The organism is Natrarchaeobius chitinivorans, from assembly GCF_003841505.1.
Taxonomy (GTDB): Archaea; Halobacteriota; Halobacteria; order Halobacteriales; family Natrialbaceae; genus Natrarchaeobius; species Natrarchaeobius chitinivorans.
In genome coordinates this window covers 202,303-216,869 of sequence record NZ_REGA01000004.1, presented here as the reverse complement: position 1 = coordinate 216,869, position 14,567 = coordinate 202,303, and the positions used below count along the sequence as shown (strand labels likewise).

The window sequence follows — 14,567 nt, the reverse complement described above, 5'->3', positions numbered from 1 at the left end:
CCCTGACCAATCGACTATCACGACGACACGAATACGACACATGCAGGAACGCGACACCATCGACCGACGAACCTTCACACGACGGACGGCTGCCGTGACAGGGATGCTCGCACTCGCGGGCTGTCAGCGTACCGACGGCGAGAGCGGTGACGGATCCGAACCCGATCCCGAAGACGGCGACGACAGCGACGACGACGTGATGGCAGTCCCCGAGGTCGTCGAAGTCGAGGACCCGCCGGACGCCGTCTACGTGCCGACCCACAGGGAAGCGATGCGGATGCTCGAGCCCATCGCGGCCGGCGACCTTCGGCTCGCGCCGATGCTCTCGTACCCCCACCCGTTCTGGGTGATCGCGGGTGGCGGTGGGAGCGACGACGAGGTCCAACGAGTCGACCCCGACGACGGCCGCGGCGTCCACATGATGTTTACCCTCTGGGACGACGAATCCGGCGTCGTCCTCCCGATCGACGACGGGACCCAACTGCGGATCTCTCGAGACGGTGAGCAAGTCGGACAGCCGCGCTCGCCGTGGCCGATGATCTCCCAGGAGATGGGCTTTCACTTCGGTGACAACGTCTCGCTGCCGGAGGACGGAACCTATTCCGTCGAGGTCACGATCCCGCCAGTATCGACCCGCAAGACCGGTGATCTCGCCGGCCGACTCGAGGAGGGCGTGACGGCGACGTTCGAGTTCGTCTACGACGACGAGTTCCGCCACGAGGTCGTCGGCGGCGTCGAGTATCTGGACGAAGAGGACTGGGGGCGCCGCGGTGCGCTCGCACCGATGGATCACGGCGGGGGCATGGAAGACGGGGACCACGGAGACGACATGGGTGGTGATGAACACGGAGACGGACACGGTCACGTTGACGACGGTCATCACGACGATCACGCTGACGACAGTCATCACGACGATCACGAGGGCCACCATCACGTTCCCTACTCGGCCCTGCCGGATGTCGAGGCGTACCCCGGAACGCTCCTCCTCGAGTCCCGGGCTGACGACCGGCCGGAGGAAACGGCGGATCTCCCGCGAAGCGGTGACGCCGCGTTTCTGTCAACCGTTACCGAACCGGGATTCCGGCTGGCGGACGGCGACGAGCGGTATCTGCTCGTCTCGCCGCGGACGCCGTACAACCGCGTTCCGCTCGCGGATATGTCCATGACTGTAACGATCGAACGCGACGGCGAGGTCGTCGCCGAACCGACCCTCGAGCAGATCCTCGATAGCGAGTACGGGCTCCACTACGGCGCGTCGATCGCCGACGTCCGGGCCGACGATACGGTGACGATCACGATCGAGTCGCCACCCCAGGTCGCCCGCCACCGGGGCTACGAAACCGCGTTTCTCGAGATGGAGCCGGTCGAACTGACGGTTCCAGAGGTGCAGTGATGACGCGAGACGGCGGGGCAATTCATAGTCGTTCCACGGCGGGGGTTGCGCTCGCGGTCGGTATCGTGTGTTGTCTCGCCGTCACCGTTCTCCTCTCGGCTCCGGCCCTCGCGGGGGACAACACGACGATCTTCTACTTCGAACCGGACGAGACCGACGCCGATCCCGGCGAGACGATCACGCTCGACCTTCTGGTGAGTAGTCACGGCGATTACAACGCGAACGGGATCGACGACATCTCGTTCGAACTCGCGTACGACGCCGACGTGCTCACGGTGACCGAGGTCGAACACCGCGAGATGCTCGCGGCGGGTGATCCGGACGCCGAGGTCGTCGGGACGGCCGAAATTGACGACGACGCGGGGACGGTGACGGTCGAACAGGAACGTGCTCCATCCGGCGACGGTGCGACGGCGACCGAACCCGCGGCGACGCTCACCGTCGAGATCGCAGACGACGCGTCGGCGACGACGGAGACGATCGAAATCGTCGACGCGTCCGCGATCCTCGTGACCGATTACCCGCAGGCGATCATCGACCGTGACGCGACCGTTCACGTCGACGGGGGAGCCGAACCGTCGAGCGATGGAGACGAACGGAACGGAGACGACGAAACCGAAGGCGTGACGTTTGCGGACGATGGAGCCGACGATCACGCGGCAAACGACGACTCGAGTGACGACGTAAGCGACGGAGTGGCGGACGAATCCGACGTCGCGACCACCGAGGAGAGTGGAGACTCCGACGATGATGACGCCGGCGGGGGCGGGGCGGTGTCCGAAGACCCAATTTCAGGGTTCATCGGACTGGCCGCTATCCTCGCGATCGCCGCGGCGCTGTTGCTTTCACGGGCCGGAAACTGAGACGGATTCCTGTACCGATCTCCCGGCACACCCGCCGCCCGTGTCGCCGGTGTGCCGGAACTGACGGAGGAGAAACCGTCTGAGCCGTCCCCTTTGAGTATGTCCCCAGTCGTCCCATTCGGGAGTGTCCTCAGCCATCCCCTCCGAGAGTGTCCCCAGCCATCCCCTCGGAGAGTGTCCCCAGCCATCCCCTCCGAGAGTGTCCCCAGCCATCCCCTCGGAGAGTGTCCCCAGCCATCCCCTCCGAGAGTGTCCCCAGCCATCCCCTCGGAGAGTGTCCCCAGCCGTACCCTTCGAGAGTGTCCCCACACGTGCGGTGGCAATGCCAACGTTGACACTCTCTCGAGTGGGACACTCGAGCAAATGAGCACGGCCGACGTCGAAATGTCACGGACGAAGGCGTGGGTGATGGCCGCCCGCCCGCAGACGCTGCCGGCGGCTGCCGCACCGGTGATCGTGGGAACTGGGCTCGCGATGTACGAGGGCGTATTCGCGCCGTTACCGGCGCTGATGGCGTTCGTGGGGGCGGCGCTGATCCAGGTCGGAACCAACTTCGCGAACGACTACTACGACGCGATCAAGGGAGCCGATACGGAGGACAGAGACGGGTTTACACGGGTTACACAGGCGGGAATCATCCCGCCAGAGCAGGTCAAACTCGCAACGATCGTGACGTTCGGACTCGCGATCGTCACCGGGACGTACCTCGTCTTCGTCGGCGGGTTGCCGATCCTCGTGATCGGTCTCGTGAGCGTCTTCTGTGGGTGGGCCTACACCGGCGGTCCGTACCCGCTTGGGTATCACGGCCTCGGCGACCTGTTCGTCTTCGTCTTCTTCGGCCTCGTGGCCGTCGTCGGCACCTACTACGTGCAGGCGGTCGCCGCCCTCCCGATTTCGGGAGTCCCGACGACGGTTCCGCCGGGGACGGTCACTCGCGAAGCAGTCCTCGCCAGCCTCCCCGTCGCGGGGCTCTCGACAGCTATCCTCGTGGTGAACAACGTCCGCGACAGGGAGACCGACGCCGAGACCGGCAAACGAACCCTCGCGGTCCGATTCGGCTACCGTATCAGTCGCCTCGAGTACACCGCGATGATCGCCCTCGCCTACGTGATTCCGGTCTGGTTCTGGCTGGGCGAAGGCGTCGGTCCCGGCGTCTTGCTGCCGCTCGCGACGCTGCCGTACGCCGCGTTGACGGCACGGACCGTCTGGACCCGCACCGACGGCGACGCGCTCAACCCGGCGCTCGAGGCGACCGGGAAACTGCTCGCACTCTATGCGATACTGTTCGCGGCGGGACTGGTGATCGTATGACCGACGATTCGACGCACTCTCTCGAGTACCGGTCGTTCTCGCTGTCGCTTTCGAGCCCCCTCGAGACAGCCGACGGAACGATCGAGAGTCGCGACGGCTTTCTGGTCCGGATCAGCGACGGTCCCGGGCCGGGCGAGCGGGGCGACGGCGGCGAAGCGACCGACGAAAAAGCGACGAATATCGGTGCTACCGTCGGCCGTTCGGCGGCTGTCGGCTACGGCGAGGCGACCCCGCTTGCGGGCTGGACCGAATCCCGCGAGGACTGTGAGGCGGCCCTCGAGCGAGCGGCCGACGCGCTTCGGAGTGGCGGGCCGCGCGACGCGCTCGAGGCGGTCGACCGCCAGGTTGCGGCCCGGCACGCGGTGTCGCTCGCGCTGACGGACCTGCAAGCGACGAAAGAGGCGACGCCGCTGTACCGATATCTCGGTCAGGGACCGATGATCGGTCGGGTTCCGGTGAACGCGACGATCGGCGACGGCACCCCGTCCGATTCGGCGGTGAACGCACGCGAGGCGGTCGACCGCGGGTTCGGGTCCTGTAAGCTGAAAGTCGGACTGCGAAGCGTCGACGAGGACGTCGAACGCGTCCGGCGGGTCCGCGAGGCAGCCGGCGAGGACATCGAACTCCGCGCGGACGCGAACGAGGCCTGGACGTACGAACAGGCCGAAACCGCCCTCGAGGCGTTCGACGAGGTCGGCCTCTCGATCCTCGAGCAGCCGCTTCCGGCCGGTGCGCTCGAGGGCCACGCGGCGCTTCGGGAGCGAAGCGAGGACGTTCGGATCGCACTGGACGAGGGACTGCTCGAGCACGGCGTCGACGCGATCTGCGAAGCCGGAGCGGCCGACGCGGTCGTTTTGAAACCGATGGCGCTGGGCGGGATCGACGTCGCGCGCAAGATCGCGATCTGGGTCAGGGAACTCGAGATGACGCCGATCGTGACGACGACGATCGACGGCGTCGTCGCGCGGACGGCCGCCGTCCACCTCGCGGCGTCGATCCCGGACGTGCCACCCTGTGGCCTCGCGACGGCCGAGTTGCTCGCCGAGGACCTGGGGCGCGATCCGGTCTTTCTCGATCGCGGATCAGCGGTCGTCCCGCAGGCGAAGGGACTGGGCGTCGAGGGGGTGTGGGAGGAGTGACGATCGGTCCGCTCGAGTGGCCGACCCGGGATCTCCTCGCTCACCGCGCGTCGACGTCGCCCGACGAACTGGCAGTCGTCGACGCCGACAGTGGCGAGGAGTGGACCTACGCCGAGTTCGACAGGTGCGTCGATGGCGTCGCACGGCGTCTCGAGGCGCTGGTCCGCGAGGAGTCCGATATCGCCGGTCACGAGGGCGAAATCGCAGCCGGCGGCGCCGACCGCCGTCTCGGTATCGTGATGGACACGCGGCCCGCGTTCGCAGCGACCTACTTCGCCGCGATGCGCCGCGGGATCGTCGTCGTCGCGCTGAACGTCCGGGAGACGGTGGCGGAACTCGAGTCGAAAGCCGAACGAACGGGCCTGGACGCGATCGTCTGCGAGGCGGCGACGGAGGAGCGCGCACTCGAGATCTCGGTCGCCGCGGACTGCCCGATCGCGTCCGTCGACGAACCGAGCCGCGACGGCGTATCGTCGGTTCGGCCGTTCACCGACTCCGGCCCCCGGTCGAATCCGGCCGCCGATCTCGAGTCGGACTCGCTCGCCGATCTCGAGCCGATTTCACTCGAGTCGGATCGAACCCACCTGCTCGTGTGGACGTCGGGAACGACGGGAGAGCCGAAGGTCGTCCGCCTGACGCTCGGCAACGTCGTCGCCAGCGCGACCGCCTCCGCGTTCCGCCTCGGCGTTTCGCCCGATGATCGGTGGCTGTGCTGTCTCCCGATGTACCACATGGGCGGGCTAGCACCGGTCGTTCGCTCGGTGCTGTACGGGACGACCGTCGTGATCCAGCGGGAGTTCTCCGCCGGGGATACCGGCCGCGTCATCGAGGAGTACGGGGTGACCGGCGTCTCGCTCGTCCCGACGATGTGCAAACGGCTGCTCGAGGCCGGCTGGCGGCCGCCCGAGGCGCTTCGATTCGTCTTGCTCGGCGGTGCACCGGCCTCGAGCGACCTTCTCGAGCGCTGTCTCGAGGCCGGCGTGCCGGTTTACCCGACCTACGGGATGACCGAGACGGCCTCGCAGGTCGCGACCGCGACGCCGGCGGAGACGCGAGAGTACGAGGGGACCGTCGGCCGGCCGCTGGTGGTGACCGACGTCTCGATCGTCGACGACGGTGGAGAGCCGGTTGCACCGGGTGAACCGGGCGAACTCGTCGTCTCCGGGCCGACGGTAACGCCGGGATATCTCGACGCGGATCACACCGCAGACGCCGTCTCCGAACTCGGATTTCACACGGGCGACGTCGGCTACAGGGACGACGGCGGCCGGCTGTGGATTCTCAACCGACGGAGCGACCGGATCGTCACCGGCGGCGAGAACGTCGATCCGGGCGAGGTGATCGCCACCCTGCGTTCCCATCCGGCCATCGACGACGCCGCGGTCGTCGGTCTCGAAGACGAACGCTGGGGAGAACGCGTCTCCGCGCTCGTGGTACCGGTGGTCGACGGCGACGATTCGTCGGAGAATGCCGACGACTCGGCAGAGGACGGCGACGACTCGACGGAGGATGGCGGCGACTTCGAAACGCGACAGCGGGAACTCGAGCCGTCGGGGGTTCTCGAGCACTGCCGGGATCGACTCGCCGGATTCAAACACCCGAAGACGATCGCCGTCGTCGACTCCCTCCCGCGGACGGCTTCGGGAACCGTCGATCGGGAGGCGGTCCGCGAGCGGTTGCGCGAAGACGGTGCTGACGTGTCGGGCCCGACGTGACGATGACGGATCCGGCCTGACGATGACGGATCCGAGTGAGACGGCGAGGACGCTCGCGAGTCATGACGCAAGGCCTATCCCGCTGTCTGCCGTACCGGGATCCATGGACTTCCCACCGAATCAGGGCCTCGATCAGGAGGAGGTCGACGAGCAGGTCGAAACGGTCATCGTAGAGAACGACGTCGTCCTCTTCATGAAGGGGACGGAACTGATGCCCCAGTGTGGGTTCTCGCGACGGGCGCTCGGACTGATCGACCAGTACCGCGACGAGTACGAGACGGTCGACGTCCTCGAGTCCTTAGACGAGTACCGCGTCGCACTCGAGGAACACAGCGGCTGGGAGACGATCCCGCAGACGTTCGTCGACGGCGAGTTCGTCGGCGGGTCGGATATCCTCGCCGAACTCGAGGAGCGAGACGAACTGGGCGAAACGCTTCGAACCGAGTAATCGACGATCGAACCGATATCCCTCCCCGAACGCCGGAGTTGAATTTATCCGGAGGCATCCGTCACGTAGTTAATAGCAGATCATATAAGTCACGCCCTCGTACGTAGACGTACGAAAGCTGTCGTCGTACACCTTCCCACTATGTCAACAGAGGAATCCAGACACGTATATCGGCTGCACTCGACGCTCGAACTACCCCTCGAAGACCTTCGCGAACACATCGACGAGGTGACCTACCCCGACGGAATCGACGACGTGGAGATCACGCGACGAAACAACACGCTCATTCTCAAGGCGGTCGGCGAGGACGAATCGGTAAGCAAGTACACGCCAAGCGCCCAACTGAAAGCGAGCGTCACCGAAAACCGGGTCTACGAGGAAGACCCCGACGAACGGCGTAACTCCTTTCGCTGGGACGAAGAGGAAGAAGACGAGATCGAGTCCGAACTCGTCGAGTTCGCGGCGTTCAAAGGCGACCGCGAGACGGTCCTCCAGAACTCGCTGCTCCAGTACGAGATGTTCCTCGTCCTCTGTGGGATCGCCGAAGCCGCCGAAAAAGGGACGCTGACCGCGATCTCCGAGCACGACGGCGACCTCGAGGCGACCCGGATCGTCGAAGGCGAACCCCGGCCCGCGAACATCGAGGTCGTGGAAGGGCCTCGAGATCACGGCTCCGGCGAGTCGGGCGTCAACTGGCGGGATAACAAGTTCATCACCGACTGATACGGGTTGTCATCACCGGCTGATACGGAATGCTGTCCCAGTGTACCAGAAACCGCGGGACGGCGCACGGTCTTCGGTAATGGCTGACAGCGGTCCGTATGGGGACTCCGTTTTCTGCGGCTTTCACCGCGCGGAAGTCACCGTCGGTGACGAGCCGTGAGAAGCGATCGAATGTTTGCGGACTTTTGCCCGACAGTAAAATTGACTCGAGCGAAGCCCCCGAATTCGGCGCCCCTTCACTTCGATCTTCGAAGTGAATTACTTTGACTTTCGAAGTAATGGGAGAACGCTATCGTTCGAGCACAAAGCCGCCGGTAGCCGCCGCCTACTGTATCCGGGGGACATTGGTGAGAAACTGGAGAGCGTCGGTCGCGTTTGCGACCGGGGAAAACGGCGAGGAGGGTCGTATTCACACTTCGTCTCCGGGCTCGACGGTCGTGGCACGCTTCGTTTCCGGGTTCACTCGAGTTAGCCGCGAACGACGGCGATTGGGGCCGTCAGACGTCCTCGGCCGAGAGCCACAGTGACCGGCTTCGATCCGGTAACGCCACGATAACGAAATGATGCGTTCTAGAAGGGGAGACTGCCATGATTTCCGAAGTGATCCGCGTATGCCGCTTTTCCATCAGGTCGTCGGTGGCCAGTCCGTGGATTGGACGGTCCGGTGGCGACTCCGGGGGCGAAGGCAACCGGTGCGCGTTCGGACGGATGGGCGAGTACACTAATACTGTCCGACAGTATGACGACCCGGGGGTGAACTGATGCGGGTCTGTTCCGTCGTCGGCGCTCGCCCGCAGTTCGTCAAGGCCGCGGTCGTCTCTCGAAAACTTCGTGACGTCGGCGAGGAGGTTCTGGTTCACACCGGTCAACACTACGACGAAGCGTTGTCCGACGTCTTCTTCGAGGAACTCGACATCCCCGAACCCGAGTACAACCTCGGCGTCGAGTCGGATACCCACGGTCGCCAGACGGCGAAGATGATCGCGGCGTTAGAGCCCGTCGTCGAGGAGACCGACCCCGACGTGCTCTTGCTCTACGGCGACACCAACTCGACGCTGGCGGGCGCGATCGTCGGCTCGAAGCGGGACCTCACCGTCGCACACGTCGAAGCAGGGCTGCGAAGCGACAACTGGGAGATGCCCGAGGAAGTCAATCGGGTGCTGACCGACCACGCCTCCGAACTCTGTTTCGCGCCGAGTCAGGCCGCGGTAACCAACCTCGCCGAGGAAGGAATCACCGACGGCGTCCACTGGACCGGCGACGTGATGTACGACGCGATTCTCGACGCGCGCGAGCGCTCGAGACGGCGGTCGACGATCCTCGAGCAACTCGAGGTTCGCGAGGAGGAGTTCGTCCTGGCGACCGTCCACCGGGCCGGAAACACGGACGACCGCTCGAGGCTCGCCTCGATACTCGACGGACTCGCGTCGGCACCGCTCCCGGTGGTCCTTCCGGCACACCCGCGGACGGTCTCTCGACTCGAGGAGTACGACCTCTGGGACCGTGCGACGGACGAACTCGAGGTGATCGAACCGCTCGGCTATCTCGATTTCGTCCGGTTGCTCGACGCCGCCGAGCGCGTCGCGACGGATTCCGGCGGCGTACAGAAGGAGGCGTTTTTCCTCGGGACACGCTGTCTCACGCTCCGTGAGGAAACCGAGTGGGTCGAAACCATCGACTGCGGGTGGAACAGACTCGTCGGGTCGGACGCGGACGCGATACGCGACGGCCTTCGCGACGGGTGGGAACCGGAGTCGAATCCACATCCCTACGGGGACGGGACCGCCGCCCGTCGGATCGTCCGGTTGCTCGAGACGCAGTTCGACGCGGAGGGTTCGGAACGACAGTTCGAAGTACCCTCGCTCGATTGAGCTCCGGGCTGTCGATCGGCCGGCGTGGCGGTGCCGTATCCCATCGCGAGCTGTCGGCCCCACATCGGTTTGTGGTACTGGCAAGTGTTTCCCCATCCGGCGGCGGCGGTTCGGCAACGAGGTGGGCCGTCACGCTGCCCGAACGACACGGGAAAGGGCCGTTCAACCAGTGCACGCGGCGCACGAGACGGTCAGCCACTCCGATCGTGGGACGGGGCCTGCGGTCTCAGTTTCCGTCAGAGGTTTCCGGACTCCCAAACGGTTTAAGTGTGGTAATTATATCTAATTACAGACGATGCAAACGAACTTCCCCGAGTACGTCGATGTCGATTACGACGACGGAGACGGCGAAGACCCGGCGGACTACTCGCACATCAACGACAAGATCGAGAAGGCGATCGAGGTCACCCGACAGGGCCTCGAGGAGTACGAGAATCCGGCGGTCATGTGGACCGGCGGCAAGGACTCCACGCTCGTGCTCTACTTCGTCAAAGAGGTCGCCGAGCAGTACGACCTCGAGGTGCCGCCGGCGATCTTCATCGACCACTACCAGCACTTCGACGAGATCCACGACTTCGTCGACCGCTGGGCCGACGAGTGGGATCTCGAGGTCATCTACGCGCGCAACGAGGACATCGGCGGGTACGTCGAGGAGAACGACCTCGAACCCGGCGACGAGATCCCCGTTTCCGACCTCTCCGAGCACAACCGCCACCACGTCGAGAACATCCTCGAGTACGACGAGGAGACGTTCCCGTTCCTGCTCGACACCTACGCGGGCAACCACCTGCTGAAGACCGTCGCGCTCAACGACGCCTTAGAGGAGTACGACGTCGACGGCGTCATCTCGGGCGTCCGCTGGGACGAACAGGAAGCCCGCGCCGACGAGACGTTCTTCTCGCCGCGACACGATCCGGATATCTACCCGCCACACGACCGCGTCCAGCCCATCCTGCAGTTCGACGAGGCTGCCGTCTGGGAGGCGTTCTGGAACTTCGTCGTCCCCGACACCGTCGCCGAGTTCCCCGACGACGGCTACGTCCCCCAGAGCGACGACGACCTGCCGAACGACCTCACCCAGGACGATATCCCCGTCTCGCCCAAGTACTTCGCCGGCTTCCGCTCGCTCGGCAGCGAGATCAGCACCGAAAAGAGCGACGAAGATCCGGCCTGGCTCCAGGACCTCGAGACGACGACCGAACGCGCCGGTCGTGCACAGGACAAAGAAGACCTGATGGAACGGCTTCGCGATCTCGGCTACATGTGACGCCCGCGCCGTAGTGCGTCTCGGTCTGTGACCGTTCTCCCCGCTGTGACCGTTCTCTCTGCTGTGACCGTTCTCCCCGCTGTGACCGATTTCGGTCGGCCTCGCACGACTCCAGTGTCCCACCCCGTGTCGCTCGTCGATGCGGGCCGGCGTCGCTGCTCACCGCGTCGCGCGGTACTCGCCGTGTTTGACTCCGATGGCGAGTACGATCGCGCCGAAGACGATCATCGACGGGACGACCATCGTCACCACGGTATCGGTCGCCATCATCGGGGAAACGAGCAATCCGGCGGCCCCGAGAGCAACGATCAGTGCGAACGCCCCGACTGTTTTCGCTATAGTAACAACTGAAACGGGTTACACACCGATCGCCGATCCATCTGGCGATCGGGTGTGCAATGACTTTCAGTGGCTACTATAGATCGAACTCCATACGCGACGGAAGGATGCGAGCGACCGAGTATCGTCGGGAACCGGAAAATCGTCCCGGCAAAACGGCCACCTCTCGAGATCAGTCGTCCGATGGTCGCACGAGATCGGCCAGTGCGATCGGGATCCCGAGGAACCAGCCGAGCGGGAACGAGATACCGATCCACATCGCGGCGTACGCCGCCCCCTCGAGCGTGAAGTTCGCCCGGAGCCACTCGTTGAGTCCGCCGACGTGGAGGATGGTGTCGAGGATCCAGACGGCGAAGTCGTAGCTCGGATCGAGCACGTACGGTTGCAGCGCCGGCGTCACGAGCGCGGCGACGACCGGCGGGAGGAAGATCGCGGTCATCGCGAAGGGGTACGCGAACAGCACCGACGTGAGTCTGCCGCCGACCTTCGAAAAGCCCGCCGCGAGTGCTGCCGATACGATACCCACACCGCTTGCGGCCGCGACCGCGAGGAAGGCGTCGAAAGGCAATCGCAAGTGTGCGATAACGGTCAGCGTCCCCCACGCGACGACGGCGATACCCGTGATGCCGACGATGCCGAGACGCGTCCGCGTCGAGTCGAGTTTCACCGCGTAGTAGCGAGTTGCAAAGCCGAGAACCGTGAGAGGATAGAGGACGAGCAAGCCGATCGTTCCGAGGACGCTCCAACCGTGATAGCCGATCTTTTGCGGAAGCGTCTCCGGTTTCCACTTGCCCATGACGGAGTGGCCACGGCCGCGCTGACGCGGAAAGATGATCTCCATCCACGCTCCGTGTAACCGCCCGAGGTCGGCTCTAACCGCGCCGACGACCCCACCTCCACCACCTCTCCGAGAGCGGGTTGACATACGGAAGCCAAACTACCGACGTACCGTAAACTTTCCTTCTCTTTCCGGCCGCTCGACAGGTCCGCGGATCATACTGTTGGACAGAAGTCAGTGAGGTCGCGAATTCGCGGCCGGCACCGTTGGAGACGGCCGCAGGAGGGCGACCGATCTTCAAATAGTTCTGTCCAACAGTATCAGTTCCAGGGGCCGAACTCCGGATCGACCTGCCGGTCGACCTCGTCGATCGCGTCGATCGCGTCGATCTCTTCCGGCTCGAGGTCGAGCGACAGCGACTCGAAGTTGTCCCGAATGTGCTCTTCGCCCGTCGCTTTCGGGATCGCGACGACGCCCTTCTCCCGAAGCCAGGCGAGACTGACCTGTGCCTCGCTGACGTCGTGTTCGGCCGCGATCTCTCGGATTTCCGGCCGATCGAAGACCTCGCCTCGTGCCAGCGGCGAGTACGCGACGACGGCAACGTCGTTGGCTGCACAGGCCGCCCGAATATCCGACTGCTGGAGCATCGGATGCAGTTCCACCTGATTCGCCAGAATCGGGGCGTCACAGATATCGATCGCTTCCTCGAGTTGTTCGGGGAGGAAGTTACTCACGCCGACGCCCTCGATCAGGCCCTCGTCGTAGAGGTGGGAAAACGCGTCGAGCGTCTCCGCGGGGTCGTACGTCCGTGCCGGCCAGTGGACGTAAAGCAGGTCGACCGAGTCGACGCCGAGTCGATCGAGACTCTCGCGAGCCGTCTCGAGGACGTCCTCTCGAGCCAGATTCGAAAGCCAGACTTTCGTCGCCAGAAAGACCTCCTCGCGGTCGACGGTCGCTCGTTCGATCCCCTCGCCGACGGCGGCTTCGTTTTCGTAGGCCTGCGCGGTGTCGACGTGGCGATACCCCATCTCGAGGGCCGTCCGGACGCTTTCTGCACACTGGTCCGGATCCTCGTTCTGCCAGGTTCCGATTCCGAGCATCGGGACGCCGTTTACGGTCGGATTCGGTGCTGATTCGTCTTCGCCGGCGTCTTCGGATACCATACGAACGCAACGGACAGCGCGAGAAAATGGGTTGCGGTTGCGGAACGGTCGTCGGGCTTGGGAGTGCTAGTACTTGGGCTCTGCACCGGTGATCTCGTAGACCTGCTCGAGGACCGCATCGCGTTCGCTTTGCCAGGCGTCGAAGTGATCGGGGGCGGCGGGGTAGCTGTCGTAGACGTCTTTGAGCGAGGTCGCGGCCTTCTGGACCTTGTACAGTTCGTAGAGGACGTCCCAGTGGCCGACGGTCTTCACCAGCGTCTTGAGTTTGAGGCCGAGGCTCATGTCCGCGGTTCCTTTCTTGCCGATCGCGTCGACGAGTTGCTGGCCGGGCACGGCGGTGACGATCGAGACGAGTTCGTCGAGTTCGTGTGCGGTTCCGAAGATGTTGTAGAGGTCCATCGCCGCAAAGCGCTTGCCGAAGTCCGTCTGGACGCGTTCGTTGTACTCCCACAGCGCGGCCTCGCTCGTGTCGCCGTCGGCGATGGCGTCGATCGCGACCTGGGCGGCCCAGTGGCCGGCTTTCGCCGCTCCGGGGATTCCGCCGCCGGTACAGGGATTGACGTGGCCGGCTGCGTCGCCGACGGCCACGTACCCGGAGTGGACTGCCGAATCGTACGGCCGCCGAGTCGGCAACGCCGCACCGAGTTTGTTCTTGACCGTCGCGCCCGAAAACTCCGCCCTGTTGGCGATGTCGTCTTTGAGCACGTCGACTAACTCCATGGGCTCCTGGCACATCTGGAAGCCAAGCCCCGCGTTGATCTCCGTCGACGAGCGCGGGAAGTACCAGAGGTATCCCAGTTCAGCCGTCGGTTTGAACACCAGCGCGTCGTCCCATTCGACCGGCTCCGGTATCTCGAGGACCTCGCGATAGGCCGAGCAAAACTGCGAGTAGTTGACGTTCGTGTCGAACGACGACGACGCGAAGTCGGCCTTGTCCTGGAGCACCGACAGCGCTCCCGCGCCGTCGACGACGACGTCCGCCTCGTACTCGAGTGGGTCACCCTCGCGAACCGCGGTGACGCCCGTCACCGCACCGTTTTGCTGGACGACGTCGTTGACGACCGTGTCGTAGTGGATGTCGACACCAGCGCGGTCGGTCTCGTCGAGCAACACCTGCCCGTACCGCCATCGGTCGACGACCGCTCCCGTCTGGCCGAACGGAATCTCGATCGACTCCCCGGTCCGGGGGTTCTCGAAGATGCCGCGGCTGATTTCCCGGTTGGTGAACGACTCCGATTTGAGCCGCTCTCGGTCGACGACGTCGGGGAACGAACTCTTCCCCTTGATTCCGTCACCGCAGGCGATCTTCCCCGCTTCGTCCTCGTCTTTGCGCTCGAGAAGCGCGACGTCGAGGCCCCCTCGAGCCGCGGTCGCGGCGGCGAAACAGCCGCCGGTCCCGCCACCGACGACGACGATATCGTACGATTCCGTGGACGCTGGCATCTCTGTTCTTCGACGACGTAATGGAGAATAAAAAACACGTGGGAATTGTTCTGACGCCGATAGGACGACGAAACGTGGTTCGCGTTCGATCCGCCGACTCGATCGGCGATCCTC

Annotated in this window: 13 protein-coding genes; 9 read left to right on the top strand and 4 right to left on the bottom strand. The window is 64.7% G+C overall.

The annotated features are described in order from the left end of the window. Window positions 1-40: 40 nt before the first annotated feature. The 9 genes from EA473_RS07035 to EA473_RS06995 all read left to right on the top strand — a co-directional run bounded on the left by EA473_RS07035 (window position 41) and on the right by EA473_RS06995 (window position 10,730). Window positions 41-1,393: a DUF7350 domain-containing protein gene (locus tag EA473_RS07035; protein ID WP_124194955.1), complete on the top strand. Its 1,353-nt coding sequence runs from the start codon at window positions 41-43 to the stop codon at window positions 1,391-1,393. Next, the gene (locus tag EA473_RS07030) at window positions 1,393-2,256 is read left to right on the top strand and encodes a cohesin domain-containing protein (RefSeq protein WP_124194954.1); all 864 of its coding nucleotides are present in this window, start codon (window positions 1,393-1,395) and stop codon (window positions 2,254-2,256) included. The genes EA473_RS07035 and EA473_RS07030 overlap by 1 nt, the downstream gene beginning before the upstream one ends. A 363-nt stretch (window positions 2,257-2,619) precedes the next feature. Next, on the top strand, window positions 2,620-3,567 hold the full coding sequence (locus tag EA473_RS07025; protein ID WP_124194953.1) for a 1,4-dihydroxy-2-naphthoate polyprenyltransferase: 948 nt from the start codon (window positions 2,620-2,622) through the stop codon (window positions 3,565-3,567). Next, window positions 3,564-4,706, top strand: coding sequence for a mandelate racemase/muconate lactonizing enzyme family protein (locus tag EA473_RS07020; RefSeq protein WP_124194952.1), 1,143 nt, complete (start codon window positions 3,564-3,566; stop codon window positions 4,704-4,706). The genes EA473_RS07025 and EA473_RS07020 overlap by 4 nt, the downstream gene beginning before the upstream one ends. Further along, complete coding sequence (locus EA473_RS07015; protein ID WP_124195053.1) at window positions 4,703-6,421, top strand: class I adenylate-forming enzyme family protein; 1,719 nt, start codon at window positions 4,703-4,705, stop codon at window positions 6,419-6,421. Before EA473_RS07020 ends, EA473_RS07015 begins: the two co-directional genes overlap by 4 nt. Before the next feature lie 103 nt (window positions 6,422-6,524). Continuing rightward, window positions 6,525-6,869: a glutaredoxin family protein gene (locus tag EA473_RS07010; protein WP_124194951.1), complete on the top strand. Its 345-nt coding sequence runs from the start codon at window positions 6,525-6,527 to the stop codon at window positions 6,867-6,869. Window positions 6,870-7,010: 141 nt separating this feature from the next. Further along, complete coding sequence (locus tag EA473_RS07005) at window positions 7,011-7,592, top strand: DUF7110 family protein (RefSeq protein ID WP_124194950.1); 582 nt, start codon at window positions 7,011-7,013, stop codon at window positions 7,590-7,592. 761 nt (window positions 7,593-8,353) lie between these two features. Further along, window positions 8,354-9,463 (top strand): non-hydrolyzing UDP-N-acetylglucosamine 2-epimerase, encoded by a 1,110-nt coding sequence (gene wecB, locus EA473_RS07000; RefSeq protein ID WP_124194949.1) that lies wholly within the window; start codon window positions 8,354-8,356, stop codon window positions 9,461-9,463. 295 nt (window positions 9,464-9,758) lie between these two features. Continuing rightward, the gene (locus EA473_RS06995) at window positions 9,759-10,730 is read left to right on the top strand and encodes a phosphoadenosine phosphosulfate reductase family protein (RefSeq protein ID WP_124194948.1); all 972 of its coding nucleotides are present in this window, start codon (window positions 9,759-9,761) and stop codon (window positions 10,728-10,730) included. Between the two features lie 159 nt (window positions 10,731-10,889). On the opposite strand, the gene EA473_RS06990 is transcribed toward EA473_RS06995, so the two are convergent. The 4 genes from EA473_RS06990 to EA473_RS06975 all read right to left on the bottom strand — a co-directional run bounded on the left by EA473_RS06990 (window position 10,890) and on the right by EA473_RS06975 (window position 14,453). Then, complete coding sequence (locus EA473_RS06990) at window positions 10,890-11,069, bottom strand: DUF7333 family protein (protein ID WP_124194947.1); 180 nt, start codon at window positions 11,067-11,069, stop codon at window positions 10,890-10,892. A 172-nt stretch (window positions 11,070-11,241) separates the two neighbouring features. Then, entirely contained in the window at window positions 11,242-11,994 is a 753-nt protein-coding gene (locus EA473_RS06985) for a hypothetical protein (RefSeq protein WP_124194946.1), read from the bottom strand. Between the two features lie 173 nt (window positions 11,995-12,167). Next, window positions 12,168-13,010, bottom strand: a complete 843-nt coding sequence (locus EA473_RS06980) for an aldo/keto reductase (protein ID WP_124194945.1) — start codon at window positions 13,008-13,010, stop codon at window positions 12,168-12,170. Between the two features lie 66 nt (window positions 13,011-13,076). Further along, on the bottom strand, window positions 13,077-14,453 hold the full coding sequence (locus EA473_RS06975) for a geranylgeranyl reductase family protein (protein WP_124194944.1): 1,377 nt from the start codon (window positions 14,451-14,453) through the stop codon (window positions 13,077-13,079). Between the last annotated feature and the right edge of the window lie 114 nt (window positions 14,454-14,567).

What these genes read in the sequence shown, in the direction of transcription:
- EA473_RS07035 (WP_124194955.1), top strand. Translation starts at nt 41, where the DNA reads ATGCAGGAACGCGACACCATCGACCGACGAACCTTCACACGACGGACG.
- EA473_RS07030 (WP_124194954.1), top strand. Translation starts at nt 1,393, where the DNA reads ATGACGCGAGACGGCGGGGCAATTCATAGTCGTTCCACGGCGGGGGTT.
- EA473_RS07025 (WP_124194953.1), top strand. Translation starts at nt 2,620, where the DNA reads ATGAGCACGGCCGACGTCGAAATGTCACGGACGAAGGCGTGGGTGATG.
- EA473_RS07020 (WP_124194952.1), top strand. Translation starts at nt 3,564, where the DNA reads ATGACCGACGATTCGACGCACTCTCTCGAGTACCGGTCGTTCTCGCTG.
- EA473_RS07010 (WP_124194951.1), top strand. Translation starts at nt 6,525, where the DNA reads ATGGACTTCCCACCGAATCAGGGCCTCGATCAGGAGGAGGTCGACGAG.
- EA473_RS07005 (WP_124194950.1), top strand. Translation starts at nt 7,011, where the DNA reads ATGTCAACAGAGGAATCCAGACACGTATATCGGCTGCACTCGACGCTC.
- wecB (WP_124194949.1), top strand. Translation starts at nt 8,354, where the DNA reads ATGCGGGTCTGTTCCGTCGTCGGCGCTCGCCCGCAGTTCGTCAAGGCC.
- EA473_RS06995 (WP_124194948.1), top strand. Translation starts at nt 9,759, where the DNA reads ATGCAAACGAACTTCCCCGAGTACGTCGATGTCGATTACGACGACGGA.
- EA473_RS06985 (WP_124194946.1), bottom strand. Translation starts at nt 11,994, where the DNA reads ATGTCAACCCGCTCTCGGAGAGGTGGTGGAGGTGGGGTCGTCGGCGCG.
- EA473_RS06980 (WP_124194945.1), bottom strand. Translation starts at nt 13,010, where the DNA reads ATGGTATCCGAAGACGCCGGCGAAGACGAATCAGCACCGAATCCGACC.
- EA473_RS06975 (WP_124194944.1), bottom strand. Translation starts at nt 14,453, where the DNA reads ATGCCAGCGTCCACGGAATCGTACGATATCGTCGTCGTCGGTGGCGGG.